The sequence below is a fragment of the Brevibacillus sp. RS1.1 genome, assembly GCF_013284365.1.
GTDB classification, from domain to species: Bacteria; Bacillota; Bacilli; order Brevibacillales; family Brevibacillaceae; genus Brevibacillus; species Brevibacillus brevis_D.
In genome coordinates, this window is the sequence record NZ_JABSVA010000001.1 from 534,972 (window position 1) to 556,402 (window position 21,431).

Sequence of the window (21,431 nt, forward strand, 5' to 3'; positions counted from 1 at the left end):
ACCTCCGCTGACTGTTCATTAATCGTAGTATTCCGTATCCACACGAATCAACTCTACATCTGGATGGTTCTCTACTAATCGAACGACAGTCTGCATTTCTTGTTGTAAAAAAGAGATCTCATTAGCAACGGCAGCGATACCCAACACGGTACGCTGCCATTGCTCGAGATAAGCCACCTCTGCTGCGGAGACGTTAAATCGGCTCCGCAGCTTGCCGATCAGACTTTTGACGATGGCTCGTTTTTCTTTCAGGTTTTGGCTAGCGGGCAGAAACAGTTCAATCTGCACACCTGCTATCATTATTGTTTCACTTCAACCATGACGAATGCTTCGATTACGTCGCCGATTTTGAGGTCATTGAAGCGTTCCAAAGTCAGACCACACTCATAGCCTGCTGCAACGTCTTTCGCATCATCTTTGAAGCGCTTGAGGGTATCGAGCTTACCTTCATAGATCACAATACCTTCACGGATCAAACGCGCACCAGCATCGCGGCTCAATTTACCTTCAGTCACATAGCAACCAGCAATGTTTCCGACTTTGGATACTTTGAACACTTCACGAATCTCAGCTTGGCCGATAATGTTTTCTTTGAAGACTGGATCAAGCATCCCTTTGAGAGCAGACTCGATCTCTTCGATTACAGTGTAGATGACACGGTGCAGGCGAATGTCGATCTTCTCTTGTTCAGCCATGCTGCGTGCATTCGGTTCAGGACGCACGTTGAAGCCAATGATGATCGCATTCGATGCATTTGCCAACGTAACATCAGATTCCGTAATCGCACCAGCACCTGTATGAATGATTTTCACACGTGTACCGTTGACATCGATTTTTTCCAAAGAACCGCGCAGAGCTTCTACAGAACCTTGTACGTCACCTTTTACAATAAGGTTCAGCTCTTTGATGTCGCCTTCTTGAATGTGCTGGAACAAGTCATCCAAAGAAACGCGGGAGCTTTCACGACGCTCGGATTCACGCTGCTTGGATGCACGTGCTTCCCCGATTGCGCGCGCCTTTTTCTCGTCTTCAAAGACACGGAATTGGTCACCAGCTTGTGGTACATCATTCAGACCAGTGATTTCTACTGGCGTAGATGGACCCGCTTCCTTCAGACGACGTCCTTTGTCGTTCACCATTGCACGTACACGTCCGAATGCGGAACCTACTACAATCGGGTCACCAACGCGCAGGGTACCTTGTTGAACCAGAATGGTTGCAACCGGACCGCGTCCCTTATCAAGCTCAGCTTCTACAACGGTACCGCGAGCGCGCTTGTCTGGGTTTGCTTTCAGTTCTTGAACCTCGGATACGAGCAAGATGTACTCGAGCAGTTCTTCGATACCTGTACGCTGTTTAGCGGACAATGGGGAGAAAATCGTCTCGCCGCCCCACTCTTCGGCAACCAGTTCATACTCGGTCAGTTCTTGCTTGATACGATCCATATTGGCTTCTGGTTTATCAATCTTGTTTACCGCTACGATGATAGGAACATTTGCTGCTTTTGCATGGCTGATTGCCTCTACGGTTTGCGGCATAACACCATCATCTGCTGCAACTACCAGAATGGTAATGTCTGTAATTTGAGCACCACGAGCACGCATAGTTGTGAAGGCCGCGTGACCTGGAGTATCCAGGAAAGTAATTTTCTTTCCTTTGATCTCGACTTGGTAGGCACCAATGTGCTGGGTAATTCCACCTGCTTCTCCTGCTACCACGTTGGTAGAGCGGATCGCATCGAGCAATGTTGTTTTCCCGTGGTCAACGTGACCCATGATCGTAACAACTGGCGGGCGCTCCATCAGGCTTTCTGGTGCATCTACTTCTTCCAATGTTTCGAAGTTGGTTTCATCAATGATGATTTTTTCTTCGACTTCAATGCCATAATCTGCGCAAATGAGTTCGATGGCTTCACGGTCAAGGTACTGGTTAATCGTTGCCATGATTCCCAAATTAAACAGCTTTTTGATGACTTCTGCTGGTTCTTTGCGTAGTTTTACAGCCAATTCGTTTACGGTCAAAGACTCCGTAAAGGTAATTTTTGTAGGTGGGTCAAAAACTGGACGTGGAGCTTTTTGACCACCACGATTGTTATTGCCACGGCGATTATTTTGGTTATAGCGGTTATTACCACCGCCACGGAAAGGCTGACTCTTCTTGTTATCTTCAAAAGTCTTTTGAGTCTGTGGACCTTTTTTGATTTTCTCACGTTTTTCTGTACCAACATTGGATGGAAGATTTACTTTATCTTCAAATTCTTGTCCCTCTGTTTGATTAGCAACAGGTTGTTGTGCAGGACGCTGTTGGTTTTGTGGTCGTTGCTGATTGTTCTGTGGTCTTTGTTGTCCTTGACCCTGTGGTCTTTGTTGTCCTTGACCCTGTGGTCTTTGTTGTCCTTGGCCTTGTGGTCTTTGTTGTCCTTGGCCTTGTGGTCTTTGTTGTCCTTGGCCTTGTGGCTTGCGGTCATTCGGCTTTGCGGGTTGACTTCTCATATTGTTTGGTTTTCTCTCCTGATTCTTCCCCTGATTTTTTCCATGCTGAGGACTTTGCTGATCGGAATTGGCACTCGCACTGTTGTTAGCTGGACGATTGATGTTTGATGTGCTTCCTCCACGATCGCTGTTTGGTCTGTCATTTCTAACCGTTTGAGTTTGCCCCGCTTGTTGCTGGGGCTTGTTCAGTTGTCCTCTGGAGTCGTTGGGGCGTTGTTGATCTTCCGTTTGCTTGGGTCTTGCATCACTTGGCGTATTACGCTGCTCCGGTTTGGCACCAGAACGCAATTTGGCCATGTGATCCTCGATCCGCTTGATCGTCCCTTCTTCCATGATACTCATATGATTTGCTACTTCTATATTCAATCGTTTTAGCAAATTGAGGATTTCCTTACTGCTCATGTTGTGCTGTTTGGCATACTCATACACACGTGTCTTCAAATATACTTCACCCTTTCTAAGTTAGGTGAGCAGACGCTGAATGCTTTCGGCCAATTTCCCATCGGTTACCGCCACGGTAACGCGCCCATCTTTTCCGATTGCGTGTCCCAATGAATGTCGGTCGCCAGTGGTTACACATGAGACACCGTAATAGGAACATTTATCCTTTACTTTCTTGGCGGTATTGTCTGATGCATCTGATGCGAGCAATACCAGGCGAGCCTGCCCATTACGAACAGCAGTAATGACCAGCCCCTCCCCACTAACGATCTTTCTCGCACGCATCGCTAATCCGAGTAATTGTGCTGCTTTTGGGGTCATTTTCCCACCATCTCCAGCCATTTCTCACGGAAAGCATCATACTTTTCTTGGGAGATGGACATATTGAGGGCACGTTCCAGCACTTTTTTCCATTTTCCCGATGCGAACGCATCCGGCTTCAGACAGCTTTCCTGCCGACACACATAGGTACCGCGTCCCGCCGCCCTTCCAGTAAGATCAATGACGATCTCTTCTTCTGGCGTCCGGACAACGCGGATTAATTCCTTTTTCGGAAACATTCCTTGGCAAACAATGCACTTACGCAACGGGATCTTTTTTTGCTTCATGATTATTCGTTGTCCGTCCCTTCATCGCTCTCTACTTCTTTTGGATAAGCGATGCCTTCTTGGTCGGCTTGGGACTCGCTCTTGATATCGATCTTCCAGCCAGTCAGCTTGGCTGCCAGGCGTGCGTTTTGACCGCGCTTACCAATCGCCAGAGACAATTGATAATCAGGAACGATCACACGTGTAACCTTCTCCGCTACGTTAACCTCTACGTGCAGCACTTTTGCTGGGCTGAGTGCATTGGCTACGTACTCGGCCGGATCTTCAGACCAACGAACAATGTCGATCTTTTCGCCTTTCAGCTCTGTAACGATCGTTTGGACGCGCATGCCCTTTGGACCGACACAAGCCCCTACTGGATCAACATCTGCGTTGATGGAATGCACAGCGATCTTTGAGCGATCACCCGCTTCACGTGCAACAGATTTGATTTCAACCACACCGTCATATATTTCTGGCACTTCTAATTCGAAGAGACGCTTCAAAAGCCCCGGGTGAGTACGGGAAACGACGATTTGCGGTCCTTTAGTGGTTTTCTCTACTTTGATGATGTATGCCTTCACGCGATCTTGTGATTTAAAATCTTCGGATGGCATTTTTTCGGTGATCGGCATAACGGCTTCCGCCTTACCCAGATCAATGTAATAATTGCGAGCGTCCATACGCTGAACGACGCCTGTTACGATATCGTCTTCACGCTCAATAAACTCGCTGTAGATCAAACCGCGCTCCGCTTCGCGAATGCGCTGTGTAACCACTTGCTTCGCTGTCTGAGCAGCAATACGACCGAAATCACGAGGCGTTACCTCGATTTCGACGATGTCCTCCAGACGGAAGTTAGGATCGATTTCTTGTGCTGCTTCTTGAGAGATCTCTAGGCGTGGATCTAAAACCTCTTCGACTACGCTCTTCCGCGCATACACACGCACCATACCTGAATGACGATTTACATCCACCCGCACATTTTGGGCCGAGTTGAAGTTACGTTTGTATCCAGAGATAAGAGCCGCTTCGATGGCCTCAATCAGTACGTCTTTGGTGATGCCTTTCTCTCTCTCAATGGCTTCTAAAGCCTCGATAAAATCGCCGTTCATGACTTTCGTTGCCTCCTCCTTTACTAACCACGGGCTAACACAGACCGCAACAACTAAAAAATAATTGCCATTCTAGCCGTGTCAATTTGCTCTTGGGAAATTACATACGTTTTCTTTGCTTCTTTTACTGTCAGCTTGCCATCCTCATAGGATACCAGTTCGCCTTCGAACGTGGTTGCACCTTCTATTGGCTCTTTTGTTGTGATATGCACATTTCTGCCGACAGCTTTCGTGAAATCCTTATCCTTGCGTAATGGGCGCTCAGCACCCGGCGAAGATACTTCTAAAAAGTATGCCGTAGGGATGGGATCTACTTCGTCAAGTTTTTCGCTCAGCTTCTCGCTGACAAGGCGGCAGTCATCAATGTCGATGTTGCCAGTTTCATTGTCGATAAACACGCGCAGAAACCAGTTGCTGCCTTCCTTTTTGTACTCGATGTCAACTAGCTCCAGGCCCACTTCTTCAACAATGGGCGTGATGAGTTCAGTGACGATGCCTGTTACCTTGCTCAAGCAAGTACCTCCTTCTCATTTGAACCATGAGGTGTAGCCAGAAAGAAAGAGTGGGTTTCCCCACTCTCGATCAGCCATGCGTATAAAACCAGTATTTCCAAAAAAATTATAGCATAACAGCCCTCCGCTGACAACCTTTGGATGACTGTGAGCCTTGACTGCACGCCTTAGAACAAGGATAGCTGGTTGGATTCTGGCAATCCTTGCAACGCACCTTGCTCGTCCAAGAACTCCAAAATAGTCTTGGAGATGCGGGATCGGGATAGGAGGTCCTCCTTGGACAAAAACTCCCCTTGCTCTCTCGCTTGCACGATACTGATCGCTGCGTTCGTCCCTAAACCAGGCAGGGCGTTGAATGGAGCGATGAGGGAATCACCTTCGATCAAGAAGCGAGTAGCGTCCGATTTGTACAAATCAACATTGACAAAGCGGAAGCCCCGCTCTATCATTTCCAACGCCATCTCCAAAACAGTTAGCAATGCCTTTTCTTTTGGCTGTGCATCGTGCCCCTTGCCCTCGATCTCCTCAATCTTTTGCTTGATCGCCGCTGATCCTTTGACCATCAGTGGGATGTCAAAGTCATCCGCACGAACGGTGAAGTACGTCGCGTAAAACTCCAGTGGTCGATGAACCTTGAAATAGGCGATCCGTACAGCCATCATGACGTAGGCAGTCGCATGCGCCTTCGGGAACATGTACTTGATCCGCTGGCATGACTGTATATACCATTCCGGCACATTGTTATTACGCATTTCTTCCTGATCGTCCTCAGGAACCCCTTTACCTTTACGCACGGACTCCATGATCTTAAAGGCACGAGATGGCTCTAGCCCTTTATAGATCAAATACACCATGATATCGTCACGACAACCAATTACGTCTGGCAGCTTGCAAGTACCATTGCGGATCAAGTCCTGCGCATTGTTCAACCAAACGTCCGTACCGTGAGAGAGTCCAGAAATCTGAACAAGCTCGGCAAACGTAGTCGGTTTAGTGTCCTCTAGCATCTGTCGTACGAATTTGGTTCCGAACTCTGGAATCCCCAATGTTCCCATGTTCGTACCGATTTGCTCCGGTGAGACCCCCAAGGCTTCCGTCGAACTGAAGATGGACATTGTCTTTTTATCATCCAGTGGAATCGTCTTCGGGTCCATTCCTGTCAAGTCTTGCAGCATACGAATGACGGTTGGATCGTCGTGTCCCAGAATATCGAGTTTTAGCAAGTTGTCATGGATGGAGTGGAAGTCAAAATGGGTTGTGCGCCATTCAGACTCATTATCATCAGCCGGGAACTGAATCGGACAAAAGTCTTCGATTTCCATGTAGTCAGGAACTACGATAATACCGCCCGGATGCTGCCCTGTCGTCCTTTTTACACCTGTGCAGCCGTTGACGATTCGGGATATCTCCGCATTGCGCAACGTCATGCCTCGTTCGTCGGCATACTTGCGCACGTAGCCATACGCTGTTTTTTCCGCAACCGTACCAATCGTTCCTGCACGATATACGTAGTCGGCTCCGAACAGCTCTTGTGTGTACTTGTGTGCACGCGGCTGATAATCACCAGAGAAGTTCAAGTCAATATCCGGTACCTTGTCTCCTTTAAAGCCGAGGAACGTCTCGAACGGGATGTCCTGTCCATCCTTGGCATACATGGTTCCACATTGTGTACATGCTTTATCCTCCAAGTCAAAGCCAGAGGCGATTGAACCATCTGTAATAAACTCGCTGTGCTTGCAATTTGGGCAGCGATAATGAGGAGGCAATGGGTTTACCTCTGTAATCTCAGACATCGTTGCAACAAAAGACGAGCCTACAGATCCACGTGAACCTACCAGATAACCATCATTCAACGATTTCGTTACCAAACGCTGTGAAATCAAATAAATCACACCGAAACCGTGCTTGATGATACTGTTCAATTCTTTTTCCAAGCGATGCTCGACCAGTTCGGGCAAGGGGTCACCATACAACAACCTTGCTTTGTCATAACACATTTGACGCAGCTCATCGTCCGCCCCTTCAATGATCGGCGTGTACAGCTTGTCTGGAATCGGACTGATATCCTCAATCATGTCCGCGATGGCATTTGTGTTCGTCACGACAATTTCTTTTGCGGTCTCTTCTCCCAAAAAGGAGAACGCCTCCAGCATCTCATCCGTTGTATGAAAGTACAGCGGCGGCTGATTGCCAGCGGTTGGATCCCCTTTTGACAGTAAGAAAACATCGCGGAAGATCTCATCCTGGGGATTCAGGAAGTGCACATCCCCTGTAGCTACGACCAGCTTACCGAGCTCTTTTCCCATTTGGACGATCTTTTCATGGTAGCCTTTCATCGTCTCCAGCGAAGGAATTTCTTCATTACGCAACAGTGGTGAGTAATGGGCGATCGGCTGTACTTCTATAAAGTCGTAAAAAGCCGCAACTTCCTTCAATTCTTCAGGTGACTTACCACGGAGAATCGATTGCATGAGTTCTCCGTCTTTGCACGCAGTACCAATTAACAAGCCTTCGCGGTATTTGGTCAGCTGGCTTCGCTGAATTCGTGGCCAACGGAAGAATGTTTCCACGTGGGAGCGACTTACGAGCTTGTACAGGTTTTTGAGGCCCTCTTTATTTTGCACGAGAATGGTCGCATGGAATGGGCGTCCACTTTTATAGTCGGCCTCTTCGTTACTTTTTTCATTCAGCTCTGCTAGCGATTTGATCTCCGCTTCTTTTATGTCCTTCAACATTTGCTGGAACACGTGAGCCAAGGCTACGGTATCGTCCAACGCACGGTGGGCATTGATGAGCTCGACGTTGAACTTTTTCGCTAATGATCCTAATCGATAATTGCGCATGCCTTTGTACATCAAGCGCGCCAAAGGCAGCGTATCTAAAAATGGATTGGTCCATGGCTCCATGCCAATCCGTTTGGCGCAGGCGTTAATAAACGCTTTGTCAAACTCTGCATTATGTGCGACCAGAATGGCGTCACCAGTAAAATCCTTGAACTTGCGAAGTACCACATCAAGTGTCTCTTGCCCGCGGAGCATTTCGTTGGTAATCCCCGTAATCTCGGTTGTCTTTGGCCCAATTTGCAATTGCGGGTCAATCAGTTCCGTCCATTGGTCGATAATTTCTGCGCCTTTCATTTTGACAGCAGCGATCTCGATGATGGTATGCTCTGACGCGTTTAAACCCGTCGTCTCCGTATCAAACACGACGTATTCCGTATTTTCATCAATGGAAATATTATTGTCTGCTTGCAGGTTGTAAACGATGTCGATACCATCCTCGACTACGTACGCTTCCATACCGAGAATGCATTTGATGTTGTTCTTTTTGGCGATGGAATACGCCTCTGGAAAAGCCTGTACGACACCATGGTCTGTGACAGCAATGGCTTTATGACCCCACTTGGCTGCCGTCGAGATCAGTGATTTTACAGATGCAACAGCATCTAGCGCACTCATCGGCGTATGGCAATGAAGCTCGACACGCTTTTCTTCCGCTTGATCTTTCCGAATAACCTGCTCAATCTGATTCAAATCATTGGCATTCATAACGAGATCGCGTACAAATGTGTCATGCTGTACACTTCCCCGCACTTTCACCCACATGCCGTCTTTCAGCAATTCGAGCATTTTCACATCTTCTTTATCGCGAGAGAACATCTTCACCGTGAGAGAATCCGTATAGTCAGAAATATTGAACGTGAGCAAATGACGCCCACTACGGAGCTCTTTTACCTCTACGTTAAACACGGTTCCTTGGATGACAATACGGCGTTCCTCATCTTGAATCTCGCAAATCGGGATCGGCGCATCTTTGATTTCATAACCCATCATGAGCGTAGTGACAGCCTCAGCTTTATCAGACGATTTGCTCTCTTGTTGGGCAGCCGTCATCACCACTTCGACGAGAGCACGTTCTTCTTCTTTACGTTGCTCCTCGAAGGCTTTATACGCGTCATCGCTTTCTTCCCCATGGAAAGAAAAACGCATCGAACAATCGGTAGCTTTCTGGAAAGCAGCCAAAAGCTCATTATCCGCTCGTTTTCGCTTGGCAACCTCAACGGACATCTCTGTTGGCAAGTACACCTTGACTTCCTGTTGGTCGACTTGTTTACGCGCTTGACGCATCGTAACTGCCAAGGAGTTCAGCGTTGGCTCCAGCCCAGCGAGCAAGACATCCCAATACTCTTCAACTACGTGATCGAGAGAGGGCTTTTGGTGATAGCGGAATCGAGTATCTACTTTGGCTAGATGTGAAAATGTATGCGTTAATCGCTTGGTAAAAGCAGCATAAACATCCGCTGGTATCATTCTCGGGAGGGCAAAGTGAAAAACCCATTCTTTGTTTTGCTTATACAGCTCTAGCTTTTCAATCTGAGCATCAAGAAAAAATCGCTCCACCCATTCGTCAGGAACTTCCATTTGCTTGACCAATAGGGAGAAGCGATGTTTTTGCTCTTGTAAACGGTCCACGGTTTTCCCACCTTCCCCATAAGTGAGCGTTCAAACAAGAAAAAGAGGCACTCCCCTTTAATCTAGGGGAGCACCCCGTAAAAATTCGACAAAATCCTTCTTATTCCTGCATGCAACTAGTTCCCGAACAACGCAGCTCCGGTTTGGTCAACACGAGATAGGATACCTTTCACTTCATCGACCAATTGATCCAGCTTCACATCATGTGTTTCACCGTTTTTGCGGATACGCACTTCCACTGTTCCTTCTTGTGCCGCTTTATCGGAAACCGTAATACGCAGAGGCAATCCGATCAAATCGGCGTCTTTAAACTTCACACCAGCGCGCTCAGGACGATCGTCAAACAATACTTCAATGCCAGCCTTACGCAGTGCTTCTGTAATTTGTTCACTAACTTGACGTTGCTCTTCTACTTTAACATTGACCGGAATCACATGCACATGGAAAGGTGCAACAGACACTGGCCAAATGATACCATTTTCATCATTGTTCTGCTCGATCACTGCCGCAATTGTACGAGATACACCGATTCCGTAGCAACCCATGATCATCGGTTGACTGCGTCCGTTTTCATCCAAGTACGTAGCACCCATCGCTGTAGAGTATTTCGTACCCAGCTTGAATACGTGACCGACTTCTACACCACGTGCAAACTTGATAACACCACCTGTACGAGGGCACTCGTCACCTTCAGTAATGTTGCGCAAGTCAGCGTACTTCGAAACCTTGAAATCACGGCCAGCAACTACGTGAGTCAGATGATAATCTGTTTCATTGGCACCGACAACACCATCATAAACATCTTGAACAAAATTGTCCGCGATGATATCCACTTTTTCAGGATCAATGCCAACTGGACCAACAAATCCTGCGGGCGCTCCTGTTACGGAAACGATATCCGCTTCAGAAGCCAGTCCAACGATCGTCGCATCATACAAGTTTTTCAGCTTCACTTCATTGATCTCATGATCACCGCGCACCAGTACCATAACCAGCTTGTCGTCTACGCGATAAATGAGACTCTTGATGATTTGCTTTGCTTCGATTTGCAGTGCTTGTACCAATTGATCGATCGTTTTAGTACCAGGTGTATGCAATTTTTCTCGAGCTGGCGCTTCTGTTGCTGGCTTCGCAGATGGCTTGTACACGACTTCTGCCTTTTCCAAGTTGGCCGCAAAATCGCCTTCTTCAGAATAAGCAATCGTGTCTTCCCCAATGTCGCACAACGCCATGAATTCGTATGTGCCTTTTCCGCCGATTGCACCTGCATCCGCTTCTACTGCACGGAAGTTCAAGCCTACACGGGTAAAGATGTTTGTGTACGCATCGTACATCGCCTGGAAGTTGCGATCCAGACCTTCTTGTGACGTATCAAAAGAGTAAGCATCCTTCATAATAAACTCGCGGCAACGAATCAAACCGAAGCGTGGACGCACTTCATCACGGAACTTGGTTTGAATTTGATAAAGGTTGATCGGGAGTTTTTTGTAAGAGTTAATCTCATCACGCACGAGACTCGTAATGACTTCTTCGTGGGTTGGACCCAAGGCAAAAGGACGATCATGACGATCACGCAGGCGAACGAGCTCGGGACCGTATACATCCCAGCGACCCGTTTGATGCCACAGCTCAGCTGGTTGCATCGCTGGCATCAACAGCTCTTGTCCCCCAGCATTATTCATTTCTTCACGCACAATTGCTTGGATTTTGTGCAGGGAACGGAGCGCCAGGGGCAGGTACGTATAAATACCGGAAGCCAGTTGGCGGGCCATACCTGCGCGAAGCAGCAGCTTGTGGCTGGCAATCTCCGCGTCGGATGGCACTTCCCGCAGGGTAGGGATCAACATTTGACTTTGCTTCAACACGTGCGTGTCCTCCTTATGCCTTATCAGCAATCAACGTGCATTATCCTACAGTTGTAGGTTTTTGCTCGTTTACTATTTCGTTAATTTCTTTCATCAGTTCTTCAAACAACTCGGTTTCTTTTACTTTCCGAACAATTTCACCATTACGGAAAATCAAGCCCTCGCCATTTCCGCCGGCAACGCCAACATCTGCTTCACGCGCTTCACCAGGGCCATTTACCGCGCAGCCCATTACCGCTACTTTTAACGGTACTTTCAGCGTGGAAACGGCATCCTCGACTTTGGTTGCCAAGCCGATCAGGTCAATTGCGCATCGACCGCAAGATGGGCATGCAATCACCACTGGATCGTTGTTCACGATATCCAAGCTGCGAAGGATTTGTTTCGCTACTTTAATTTCTTCAACAGGATCAGCCGTCAGGGATACACGAATCGTGTCACCGATTCCCATCGACAATACCGTTCCGATTCCAACTGAAGATTTAATGCTACCAGAGAACTGTGTACCTGCTTCTGTTACACCAACGTGCAGCGGATAGTTGCGTTTCTGTGCCATCAACGAATAGGTTTGGATCATCGTTGGAACATCGGAGGACTTCAAGGAAATGACAATGTTGTCGTAGTTCAGGTCTTCCAAAATTTGCACGTGGTCCATCGCGCTTTCTACGATTGCTTCCGGAGAAGGATAACCGTATTTATCCAAAAGCCTTTTCTCGACAGAGCCGGAGTTGACCCCGATACGGATCGGAACATTGCGCTCACGGCACGCTTCCACTACTCGTTGTGTTTTTTCTTTCGAACCGATGTTTCCTGGGTTGATCCGAATTTTATCAATCCCGCTCTCCAGTGCAATCAATGCCAGCTTGTGGTCGAAATGAATGTCGGCAACAAGCGGCAATGGGGAACGTTCTTTAATTTTTTTGATGGCACGTGCTGCATCTTCATTGATGACGGCCAAGCGAACAATTTGGCAACCGACATCGTGCAGTCTCTGAATCTCGGCCAGAGTTTTTTCTACATCACGCGTGTCTGCTGTCGTCATCGACTGGATGACTACGCTTTTTTGGCCCCCGATTTGCACTCCACCTACAAAAACCGGTTTCGTCTCCTCGCGCTTGAACATTTTGCACCATCCTTTAACGTATGTCTGTTTTTCTTTCTATCGTGTTAGTACGTGATTAGGAGAACAATCGTTGCAGATCATTCCAAGTCACTACCAAAATCAGCAACATCAAAAAAGCAAAGCCCAAGAAATGAACCATTCCTTCTTTATGCGGGTCAACAGGTCGACCGCGCAGCGCCTCTACTCCCAAGAATGCGAGACGTCCGCCATCCAAGGCTGGCAGTGGCAACAGATTGAACAACCCAAGGTTAATGCTCAATACAGCAGCCCATTTCAACAGAATCGCCATACCTTGTTGCGCAACCTCTCCAGTCATCTTGAAAATACCGACTGGACCACTCAAGTCCTTCAATCCGTATTCCCCAGTTACGAGCATTCCCAAGCTTTTCAGGATCATCACCGTAAAATCGTACGTGGAGGTTGCACCGTATTTGAGAACTTCTCCTGGGGCAAACGTGGTTGCATTAGTTACCATGATTTTACCCACGTTGTTCTCGTCTTTCCCTACTTTAACTGGCACAGTCATACGCTGGCCATTGCGCTCGTACTCAAATGTTAATTGTTGGTCCGGCGCTTTGCTAATCTTCTCTACAACGTCTTTCCATGAGGATACAGGCTGACCTTGAATCGCGATCACCTTATCACCTGGCAATAATCCAGCTTGAGCAGCAGGTCCATCCGGGATCACATTCCCCAGATAGCTGCCATTCGGCACGCCGTACAAGAAGCCGATCACGATAAACAAGACAAATGCCAGCAAAAAGTTGGCTGCAGGTCCTGCAAAAATCGCCCAAAAACGTTGTGAAACTGTCTTGCCTTTGAACTGTCTGTTCAGAGGGGCAATCTGTACTTCTTGTCCATCCTTGACCAGCTGAGCCTGTGGATGAACAGCAAACGTCTTCTGCTCTCCGTCCAGTTCCAGTACGATATTTAAATTTTGCTCCAAATCGAATTGTACCACCGTACCAGTAATCGCACGAGCAGAACCAAAACTTGGCCCATCGAGCAAAATATGTGTGACCTTTCCTAACGCATCCCGCTCCACGGTAACTTCCATGTGCGGTTTTAACATATCCATCTCCGGGTCTTCTCCCGCCATACGAACGAGACCACCGATGGGTAACAGGCGTAAGGTGTATTCCGTTTCTCCCCGCTTCACGCGAAAAATTTTTGGCCCCATTCCCAGTGCAAATTCACGACATAAGATTCCTGCCTTCTTGGCCAGAAGGAAGTGTCCTAGTTCGTGCACAAAGACAAGTACCCCAAATACAACGACAATCGCGAGAATTGATTCAACGGAATCCAGGTTGGGCAAAGGCAAGTGAACAGCCACCTTTCTGTCAAGTATCTAACACTCATATTCCTTAGATGGAGACGAGCGCATAAGAGCGTGCCCATTCATCAGCGGCAAAAATATCTGCAAGCTCCGGACTCGCTACACCAGGGTGAGCTTCGCATGTTTTTCGGACGACCTTTTCGATGTCTAAAAAACGGATCGCTCCCTTCAAGAACATATCAACTGCGACCTCATTGGCTGCATTCAGTACTGCAGTATGCGTACCTCCTGCCATGCCGCACTCATACGCTAATTTTAACAGAGGATAACGCTCATAATCCATGGCTGCAAAATGAAGAGTGGCGATCTTGACCAAATCAAGTGGTTCCGTAGGCAGTTCTTTTCTGATGGGATAGCTCATGGCGTACTGAATCGGAACCTTCATATCCGGTGTACCCAGTTGGGCCATGACCGCTCTGTCTTTGTATTCTACCATAGAGTGTATGATACTTTCATAATGCAATACGCATTCGATTTGCTCATAAGGTAGATCAAACAGCCAATGAGCCTCGATCACTTCGAAACCTTTGTTCATCATGGTCGCAGAATCGATGGTAATTTTTGCACCCATGCTCCAATTCGGATGAGCCAATGCCTGCTCTACCGTCACTTGCTCTAGATCCTCGCGTGAGAGATGACGGAAGGAACCGCCTGATGCGGTCAAAATAATCTTTGCCACATCTTCCATACGTTCGCCTTGCAGACATTGGTAGACTGCTGAATGCTCGCTGTCTACTGGAATAATGGATACGCCTTTTTCTTTCGCTCGTTTCATGACGACAGGGCCAGCGCTCACCAGTGTCTCTTTGTTGGCCAGTCCAATTGTTTTTCCCGCCTCAATCGCAGCGAGTGTAGGTGCGACCCCTACACTGCCGACAACAGCGGTCATAACGAAATTGGCAGCTTCATGACGGGCAACCAGTTCCAATCCTTCCGCCCCGTAAACGATTTCTGGTTGAGACTTGCCCGCCAATCTATCGCGCAGTTCAACGGCAGCCTTCTCATTTCCTACAGAAACGAGCTCGGGCTTGAATGTTTCCACCTGGAGTGTCAATAGATCGATGTTTGTTCCAGCAGCCATAGCCACCACTGAAAAATTTTCAGGATGCTGGCCTACGACTTCAAGTGTGCTCGTTCCAACTGACCCCGTTGAACCTAAGAGCGCTATTTTTTTCACGGATTTCACCCTCTATATCTCTTTCTATATGCAAAAGGTTTTAGACAATACCTAATAGATGTAGAACCGGAAAGACGAGCAAAAAACTATCAAAGCGATCCAAAACGCCCCCATGACCTGGGATCAGCTGCCCTGAATCTTTTACATGGAAATGTCTCTTGAAAGCCGACTCAACCAAATCACCTAATTGCCCGACGATCCCCGCAACAAGTGCGATGGTCAAAGCCTGATCAATTGCAAAATGTCCAAAGCTTACATTGATGGAAAGAACAATCAAGACAGAAGCGGCGAGACCGCCTAAGGCCCCTTCCACCGTCTTGTTTGGACTTATTTCTGGCCACAGTTTACGTTTACCTATTGCTTTTCCGACAAAGTAGGCGCCCGAATCAGTCGACCAGATTCCCATAATGACCATGACCGTAAGCATGAATCCCTCAGGTAGGTTTCGGGTAGCGGCCATATAAGTAAAACCATAGCCTATGTATAACGCCCCCACCAACGTAAGGGCGACGTGTTCAATGTGAAACTGATTTTTCCGTAAAACGGAGTAAATCAACAAGAGCAGGATGACGGGCAGCATCAGATCCGGCATGCTGATACTGAGCCAATCCGAAAATAATAGAGACGGCCACAAAATGCTTAACATCAATACATATCCGAGCAATCCTGCCAAATAAAATGACTGAATGCCAGCCATTCTCATAAATTCAAAATAGCCAATGACAGCCAGTAAAAACACCAATAGTGAGTACCAAACTCCACCAGCATACATCAATAATAGAAATGCAGCCCCACCAATCAGGCCTGTAATTATACGTTGCTTCAACTGATTCCACCTCTCGGCTATACCGCCCCGTAGCGACGAGCTCGGCCTTGGTATTCCACGATTGCTTGATAAAAATGTTCACGGGTAAAATCAGGCCATAGCACGTCCGTAAACCATAATTCTGTATATGCTAATTGCCACAGCATAAAGTTACTCAAGCGAATCTCTCCACTTGTACGAATCAAGAGGTCTGGATCGGGAATTTCGCTTGTGTACAGGTAACTCGATATCAATTCCTCAGTCAGTTGTTCTGGTTGAAGCTCGCCTGCTTTTACTTGTGCTGCCATCACTGAAAATGCTTTTGCAAGTTCATCTCGCCCGCCGTAATTCAGGGCAAAATTCAATTGCAAACCGCTATTGTCCTTCGTTCTCTCTTCTGCTTCCAATAGCGCTTTCAACGTATGAGAAGGCAGCTCGCTTTTACTGCCCACCATGCGTATGCGGACACCTCGTTCAATTAATTCATCCAATTCTGTCGACAAAAATTCCTGCGGAAGTTTCATGAGAAAATCCACTTCATCGCGTGGACGCTTCCAGTTTTCGGTAGAGAATGCGTACATCGTCATATAACGCACGCCAATCTCGTCAGCAGCCTTGACGACCTCTTTTACTGCTTTCATTCCTGCACGGTGCCCGGCAACCCGGGGTAAACTGCGCTTATTGGCCCAACGACCGTTACCATCCATAATAATCGCCACATGTTCCGGAATCTTACCGGAACGATCCAACTCGGCTGGCTCCGATTGCTTTTCTTTGCGGCCCCATTTGCGCGCCAGATGTTCTAACATAAAGTGTTCCCCCGTAATGAGAGATATAGACGTACATCCCCCTCAAACGAGGGGGATTACCCTTACCTATACTTCCAAAATGTCTTTCTCTTTGTCCTTAACGATCTTGTCAACTTCGGCGATGAATTTATCCGTCGTTTTTTGAATGGTTTCTTGATGACGACGGGAATCGTCCTCAGAAATGGTAGCAGCTTTTTCCAGCTTTTTGATTTCATCGTTTGCATCACGACGGATGTTACGAATCGCTACTTTTGCTTCTTCTCCACCTTTTCCTGCCAGCTTCACGAGCTCTTTCCGACGCTCTTCTGTGAGGGGAGGAATGATCAGGCGGATAATCACACCATCGTTGGATGGAGAAATTCCCAAATCCGATTGTTGCAGCGCACGGTCAATTTCTTTAAGCGCCGTTTTATCCCAAGGCTGGATTGTCAGCATACGTGGTTCTGGTACACTGATGTTTGCCAATTGGCTAATCGGCGTTGGAGTGCCGTAGTAGTCTACTGTAACACGATCCAGCATCGCTGGGTTCGCACGACCTGCACGCAGGCTGGACAGATCTCTTTTCAAAGCATTGATCGCTTTATTCATGCGATCTTCCATGTCATTTAGCACAGTTTGTGGCATAATTATTCCCCTTTCACTAGAGTACCAATTTTGTCGCCCATTACTGCCCGACGAATATTACCTTCTTCAGAAATGTTAAAGACGATCAACGGAATACTGTTATCCATGCACAAACTGGACGCTGTTGAATCCATGACACCTAAACCTTTATTCAGCACTTCCAGGAATGTCAGCTGGTCGTACTTCTTAGCGTTCGGGTCAAGGCTTGGGTCTGCAGAGTATACACCGTCTACCTTGTTTTTCGCCATCAGGATCACTTCAGCTTCAATCTCAGCTGCACGCAGAGCAGCAGTCGTATCCGTTGAAAAGTAAGGGTTACCAGTACCGGCAGCGAAGATGACCACACGCATTTTTTCCAAATGACGAATGGCACGACGGCGTATGTATGGTTCTGCTACCTGTCTCATCTCAATCGAGGTTTGAACACGAGTCGGGACGTTCACTTTTTCTAACCCATCCTGCAAGGCGAGTGAGTTCATAATCGTGGCCAGCATCCCCATGTAATCGGCTGTTGCCCGATCCATTCCTTTTGAGCTGCCGGAAAGTCCGCGCCAGATGTTACCTCCTCCGACGACTACTGCGACTTGTACACCCAATTCTACGATTTCCTTGATCTGGTTAGCGACGGAGAAGATTACCTTTGGGTCAATTCCATACCCTAAGTCCCCCGCCAAAGCTTCCCCACTCAACTTTAACACAACCCGTTTATAGGCAGGAAGTGGCATGTGAAACGGCCTCCATTCATGAATCATTCTCTGTGCCCAGTCTTCATTCCTTCTCATTGGGAACAGGTACACACTTGCTATTTACATGCAGAAAGTTTCACACAAAGTGAAACTTTCGCTTTGAAAATAGGGAACACGAAGGTGTTCCCTATAACCTTTATTATTGCTTATTAACTTGAGCCATTACTTCAGCTGCGAAGTCTTCTTGTTTCTTCTCGATACCTTCGCCAACTTGGAAGCGAGCGAATCCTTTCAAGGTAGCACCTGCTTCTTTCAGAAGTACAGCTACTTTCTTGTCAGTATCTTTTACGAATGGTTGTTCAACCAGTACGTATTCTTCGAAGAATTTGGAGAGGCGGCCTTCTACCATTTTCTCAACGATGTTAGCAGGTTTACCTTCAGCCAGTGCTTGGTTTTTCAGAACCTCACGCTCACGCTCGATCTCATCAGCGGAAACTTCTTCACGGTTAGCAAAACGAGGGTTAGACGCTGCTGCGTGCATGCCCAGGTCGCGAGCGAGTGTTTCGTCTTGTGTACCTTCCAAAGTAACCAGAACGCCGATGCGGCCACCCATGTGCAGGTAAGCACCGAAAACGCCGTTGTCTGTTTTCTCGGAGAGTGCAAAACGACGGAAGGAGATGTTTTCTCCGATAGTCGCGATTTTCTCGTTGATTACATGACCCAAAGTCTCGCCAGCACCTTTGAAAGGTTGCTCCAGAGCTTCTTCAACAGATGCAGGACGTTGGGATACAACGTGCTCAGCGATGTCTTTCACGAGTGTTTGGAACTCAGGGTTTTTACCAACGAAGTCAGTTTCGCAGTTTACTTCTACAACTGCTGCTACGTTTCCAGCTACCGCTGTCGCAGTCAAACCTTCAGCTGCAATACGTCCGGATTTTTTCGCTGCTTTCGCTACACCGCGCTCACGGAGCAAGTCAATTGCTTTTTCCATGTCGCCTGCTGTTTCTTCCAGCGCGCGTTTGCAATCCATCATACCTGCGCCTGTACGCTCGCGCAGTTCTTTAACCGCTTGTGCACTAATTGCCATTGAGTGAAACCTCCTCGAAAAGTTACGATCCTATTATAATCGAAAAGCCAGTCACCTGTTAACCTCGGCGACGCTATTCAGCAAAAAAGGATGGACGGGGGTTCTGACACCCTCAGTCCACCCTTTAACACACATGCTTACGCAGTTGTTGTTGCTTGTTGCTCTGTACCTTGGTTTCCTTCCAGGAGAGCGTCTGCCATTTTAGCAGTGAGCAATTTCACAGCGCGAATTGCGTCATCGTTACCTGGGATCACATAATCGATTTCATCTGGATCGCAGTTAGTATCTACGATCGCTACGATTGGGATACCCAATTTACGAGCTTCTGCTACAGCGATGCGCTCTTTACGAGGATCGATGACAAACAGAGCGTCAGGCAGTTTATCCATGTGAGCGATACCGCCCAAGAATTTTTCCAGACGATCCATTTCTTTGCGCAGAACGATAACTTCTTTCTTAGGCAATACTGCGAAAGTACCATCGTTTTCCATACGCTTCAGCTCAGCCAAGCGAGCAGTACGTTTTTTGATGGTTGTGAAGTTTGTCAGAGTACCACCCAACCAACGTTGGTTGATGAAGTAGTGACCTGTACGTTCTGCTTCTTCTTTAACGGATTCTTGTGCTTGTTTCTTCGTACCAACAAAGAGAATTTTTCCGCCGTCTTGAGCGAGTTCACGTACGAAGTTGTACGCTTCCTCTACTTTTTTAACGGTTTTTTGCAGGTCGATAATGTAGATTCCGTTACGTTCGGTGAAGATATAGCGAGCCATTTTCGGGTTCCAACGACGAGTTTGGTGACCGAAGTGTACACCAGCCTCGAGCAATTGTTTCATCGAAATTACTGCCATATTTCACACCTCCTTCAAAGATGGTTTTTGTGATGCGTACCTCCGCCTCACCGCATGTTCCAAGCAATTCTGCCATTGGCAGCACCGTTGCTGGAATTGGTGGACGTGCGATTTCAACACCGTAAATGAATATATCATATGGGAGTTTCAATTGCAACAAACGAATTCCATTTATTTCGTAAAAAAAGTTTTGACCCTTCTTGGCTGACGACAATTGGACACATTTGGTTACATTGAAAAAACCGCCTATTTTTTAGGCGGCGTTGTTATCAACTTGACGATATCTGCTTCCTTAGCGGCGGTCGACACTTCATAGGTACCAACACGAATACGATTTAATTTGTCGCTCGCTCGTAGCTGGGACACAAATTGATTTTCGGCAGGAAGGATTCCTTCCTTTACGAGAATCTGCGCTACATCCTCTGCAGTTGCTTTGTAAGGAACGGTGAAAGAAACCTTTTTATCTGCTACAGGTGCTTCCACTGTCGGAGCTTTAGGTGCCACCGTATTGGGAGACGTTGGTGTCTGCGTATTCGGTACGGTTGGAATAGCCTGGCCGTCCTTACTCACTGGATTTGTTGGCGGATTCACCTTTTGTTCCGATGTAGCTCCAGGAGTCGTTGGCTGTACAGTTGGCGTTTGTGGCTGCTTTGTCACGGGCGTCACTGTTTGACCTACCTTTGGCGTAACTGGCGCCTTAGGCACTCCAGGAGCTGGCTGTACGTTTACTTTCTTTTCTTCCTGCCACTGTTTGTATTCTTCTGCCGTAAGTACGACCATTTTCAACTCTTGTGCAGCTACCTTCATTTGATCTACAGACATGGCTGGGGCTTGCGCAGTCTGCTTAGGCGCTATCAGTCCGATAATGGAGGTAGCCACAATTAGTCCTGCTCCAAATCCAAATAATAGCTCTTGTTTACGCATCGGCAAGACCTCGCTCATGCCTGTCAGCCAAGGAAAAGATCAAATCGATTTCCCCTCTGCCGGCACCGAGTCGTTTTGCGATCTCATCCCGAGACAAACCTTCCTTACTCAGTTCAAAGGCACGGCGATAACGTTCTCGCAAGGCCAGCATATCCACCTCTTGAACTTGAGGTGCTGGTTCTATCCTATTCGTATCCTTTGGAGCTTCTGGTTTGTGACTCGAACTCTTTTGCCATTGTTCTTCCATATTGTCTAAGCGTGTGCGCAAACCAGCGATATCCTCAAGAAGATCCGCTCTCATTTCCTGCCATTCCGCCGCAAGAAGATTGGTTTCTTGCTTTACCTGTTTTTGAAGACGCTGCACGCTTTTTTCGAGCTCGTCCTTGTCCGTCGTGCGTTGTGTCGGTAATGAGGAAAAGGAGTCAACAGGCTGCTTCTTTTTAATAACAAAAGCAAGAAGCATGCTGATCATTCCTGCTCCAATCAGGATGGGATACACTACGTCCATGTTGTCCACCTTTATTTCTG

The 21,431-nt window shown here is 47.5% G+C and carries 19 protein-coding genes; all 19 read right to left on the minus strand.

Translation table 11 applies throughout. From position 1 onward, the window contains the following. Positions 1 to 18: 18 nt before the first annotated feature. The gene (locus HP570_RS02305) at positions 19 to 300 is read right to left on the minus strand and encodes a DUF503 domain-containing protein (protein WP_173624771.1); all 282 of its coding nucleotides are present in this window, start codon (positions 298 to 300) and stop codon (positions 19 to 21) included. Continuing rightward, entirely contained in the window at positions 300 to 2,933 is a 2,634-nt protein-coding gene (infB, locus tag HP570_RS02310) for a translation initiation factor IF-2 (RefSeq protein ID WP_173624772.1), read from the minus strand. Before infB ends, HP570_RS02305 begins: the two co-directional genes overlap by 1 nt. A 21-nt stretch (positions 2,934 to 2,954) precedes the next feature. Further along, positions 2,955 to 3,254 carry a YlxQ family RNA-binding protein gene (locus tag HP570_RS02315; protein ID WP_015891713.1) on the minus strand — a complete coding sequence of 100 codons (300 nt, stop codon included), beginning with the start codon at positions 3,252 to 3,254 and terminating at the stop codon, positions 2,955 to 2,957. Then, complete coding sequence (gene rnpM, locus HP570_RS02320; RefSeq protein WP_015891714.1) at positions 3,251 to 3,541, minus strand: RNase P modulator RnpM; 291 nt, start codon at positions 3,539 to 3,541, stop codon at positions 3,251 to 3,253. Before rnpM ends, HP570_RS02315 begins: the two co-directional genes overlap by 4 nt. Before the next feature lie 2 nt (positions 3,542 to 3,543). Beyond that, on the minus strand, positions 3,544 to 4,635 hold the full coding sequence (gene nusA, locus HP570_RS02325; RefSeq protein WP_015891715.1) for a transcription termination factor NusA: 1,092 nt from the start codon (positions 4,633 to 4,635) through the stop codon (positions 3,544 to 3,546). Positions 4,636 to 4,688: 53 nt separating this feature from the next. Next, positions 4,689 to 5,147: a ribosome maturation factor RimP gene (rimP, locus tag HP570_RS02330; RefSeq protein WP_015891716.1), complete on the minus strand. Its 459-nt coding sequence runs from the start codon at positions 5,145 to 5,147 to the stop codon at positions 4,689 to 4,691. Between the two features lie 167 nt (positions 5,148 to 5,314). Then, positions 5,315 to 9,619, minus strand: a complete 4,305-nt coding sequence (locus tag HP570_RS02335) for a PolC-type DNA polymerase III (protein WP_173624773.1) — start codon at positions 9,617 to 9,619, stop codon at positions 5,315 to 5,317. Positions 9,620 to 9,735: 116 nt separating this feature from the next. Next, positions 9,736 to 11,481 (minus strand): proline--tRNA ligase, encoded by a 1,746-nt coding sequence (locus HP570_RS02340; protein WP_173625124.1) that lies wholly within the window; start codon positions 11,479 to 11,481, stop codon positions 9,736 to 9,738. Between the two features lie 43 nt (positions 11,482 to 11,524). Then, a complete protein-coding gene (ispG, locus tag HP570_RS02345) occupies positions 11,525 to 12,607 on the minus strand; it encodes a flavodoxin-dependent (E)-4-hydroxy-3-methylbut-2-enyl-diphosphate synthase (RefSeq protein WP_015891719.1) in 1,083 nt (360 codons plus the stop codon). 55 nt (positions 12,608 to 12,662) lie between these two features. Then, positions 12,663 to 13,928 (minus strand): RIP metalloprotease RseP, encoded by a 1,266-nt coding sequence (gene rseP, locus HP570_RS02350; protein WP_173624774.1) that lies wholly within the window; start codon positions 13,926 to 13,928, stop codon positions 12,663 to 12,665. A gap of 43 nt (positions 13,929 to 13,971) precedes the next feature. Beyond that, entirely contained in the window at positions 13,972 to 15,120 is a 1,149-nt protein-coding gene (locus HP570_RS02355; protein ID WP_173624775.1) for a 1-deoxy-D-xylulose-5-phosphate reductoisomerase, read from the minus strand. A 40-nt stretch (positions 15,121 to 15,160) separates the two neighbouring features. Further along, positions 15,161 to 15,946 (minus strand): phosphatidate cytidylyltransferase, encoded by a 786-nt coding sequence (locus tag HP570_RS02360; protein ID WP_173624776.1) that lies wholly within the window; start codon positions 15,944 to 15,946, stop codon positions 15,161 to 15,163. A gap of 17 nt (positions 15,947 to 15,963) precedes the next feature. Beyond that, positions 15,964 to 16,734, minus strand: coding sequence for an undecaprenyl pyrophosphate synthase (locus HP570_RS02365; protein WP_173624777.1), 771 nt, complete (start codon positions 16,732 to 16,734; stop codon positions 15,964 to 15,966). Positions 16,735 to 16,800: 66 nt separating this feature from the next. Next, a complete protein-coding gene (gene frr / locus HP570_RS02370; protein WP_015891724.1) occupies positions 16,801 to 17,358 on the minus strand; it encodes a ribosome recycling factor in 558 nt (185 codons plus the stop codon). 2 nt (positions 17,359 to 17,360) lie between these two features. Further along, the gene (pyrH, locus tag HP570_RS02375; RefSeq protein WP_007719254.1) at positions 17,361 to 18,083 is read right to left on the minus strand and encodes a UMP kinase; all 723 of its coding nucleotides are present in this window, start codon (positions 18,081 to 18,083) and stop codon (positions 17,361 to 17,363) included. A gap of 160 nt (positions 18,084 to 18,243) precedes the next feature. Next, the gene (gene tsf / locus HP570_RS02380; protein WP_015891725.1) at positions 18,244 to 19,131 is read right to left on the minus strand and encodes a translation elongation factor Ts; all 888 of its coding nucleotides are present in this window, start codon (positions 19,129 to 19,131) and stop codon (positions 18,244 to 18,246) included. Between the two features lie 137 nt (positions 19,132 to 19,268). After that, complete coding sequence (gene rpsB, locus HP570_RS02385; protein WP_015891726.1) at positions 19,269 to 19,979, minus strand: 30S ribosomal protein S2; 711 nt, start codon at positions 19,977 to 19,979, stop codon at positions 19,269 to 19,271. Between the two features lie 246 nt (positions 19,980 to 20,225). Continuing rightward, complete coding sequence (locus HP570_RS02390) at positions 20,226 to 20,921, minus strand: DNA polymerase III subunit gamma/tau (protein ID WP_173624778.1); 696 nt, start codon at positions 20,919 to 20,921, stop codon at positions 20,226 to 20,228. Next, on the minus strand, positions 20,896 to 21,420 hold the full coding sequence (locus HP570_RS02395) for a DUF6115 domain-containing protein (RefSeq protein ID WP_082910099.1): 525 nt from the start codon (positions 21,418 to 21,420) through the stop codon (positions 20,896 to 20,898). The genes HP570_RS02390 and HP570_RS02395 overlap by 26 nt, the downstream gene beginning before the upstream one ends. Between the last annotated feature and the right edge of the window lie 11 nt (positions 21,421 to 21,431).

What these genes read in the sequence shown, in the direction of transcription:
- HP570_RS02305 (WP_173624771.1), bottom strand. Translation starts at nt 300, where the DNA reads ATGATAGCAGGTGTGCAGATTGAACTGTTTCTGCCCGCTAGCCAAAAC.
- HP570_RS02315 (WP_015891713.1), bottom strand. Translation starts at nt 3,254, where the DNA reads ATGACCCCAAAAGCAGCACAATTACTCGGATTAGCGATGCGTGCGAGA.
- rnpM (WP_015891714.1), bottom strand. Translation starts at nt 3,541, where the DNA reads ATGAAGCAAAAAAAGATCCCGTTGCGTAAGTGCATTGTTTGCCAAGGA.
- nusA (WP_015891715.1), bottom strand. Translation starts at nt 4,635, where the DNA reads ATGAACGGCGATTTTATCGAGGCTTTAGAAGCCATTGAGAGAGAGAAA.
- ispG (WP_015891719.1), bottom strand. Translation starts at nt 12,607, where the DNA reads ATGTTCAAGCGCGAGGAGACGAAACCGGTTTTTGTAGGTGGAGTGCAA.
- HP570_RS02365 (WP_173624777.1), bottom strand. Translation starts at nt 16,734, where the DNA reads ATGTTAGAACATCTGGCGCGCAAATGGGGCCGCAAAGAAAAGCAATCG.
- frr (WP_015891724.1), bottom strand. Translation starts at nt 17,358, where the DNA reads ATGCCACAAACTGTGCTAAATGACATGGAAGATCGCATGAATAAAGCG.
- pyrH (WP_007719254.1), bottom strand. Translation starts at nt 18,083, where the DNA reads ATGCCACTTCCTGCCTATAAACGGGTTGTGTTAAAGTTGAGTGGGGAA.
- tsf (WP_015891725.1), bottom strand. Translation starts at nt 19,131, where the DNA reads ATGGCAATTAGTGCACAAGCGGTTAAAGAACTGCGCGAGCGTACAGGC.
- rpsB (WP_015891726.1), bottom strand. Translation starts at nt 19,979, where the DNA reads ATGGCAGTAATTTCGATGAAACAATTGCTCGAGGCTGGTGTACACTTC.
- HP570_RS02390 (WP_173624778.1), bottom strand. Translation starts at nt 20,921, where the DNA reads ATGAGCGAGGTCTTGCCGATGCGTAAACAAGAGCTATTATTTGGATTT.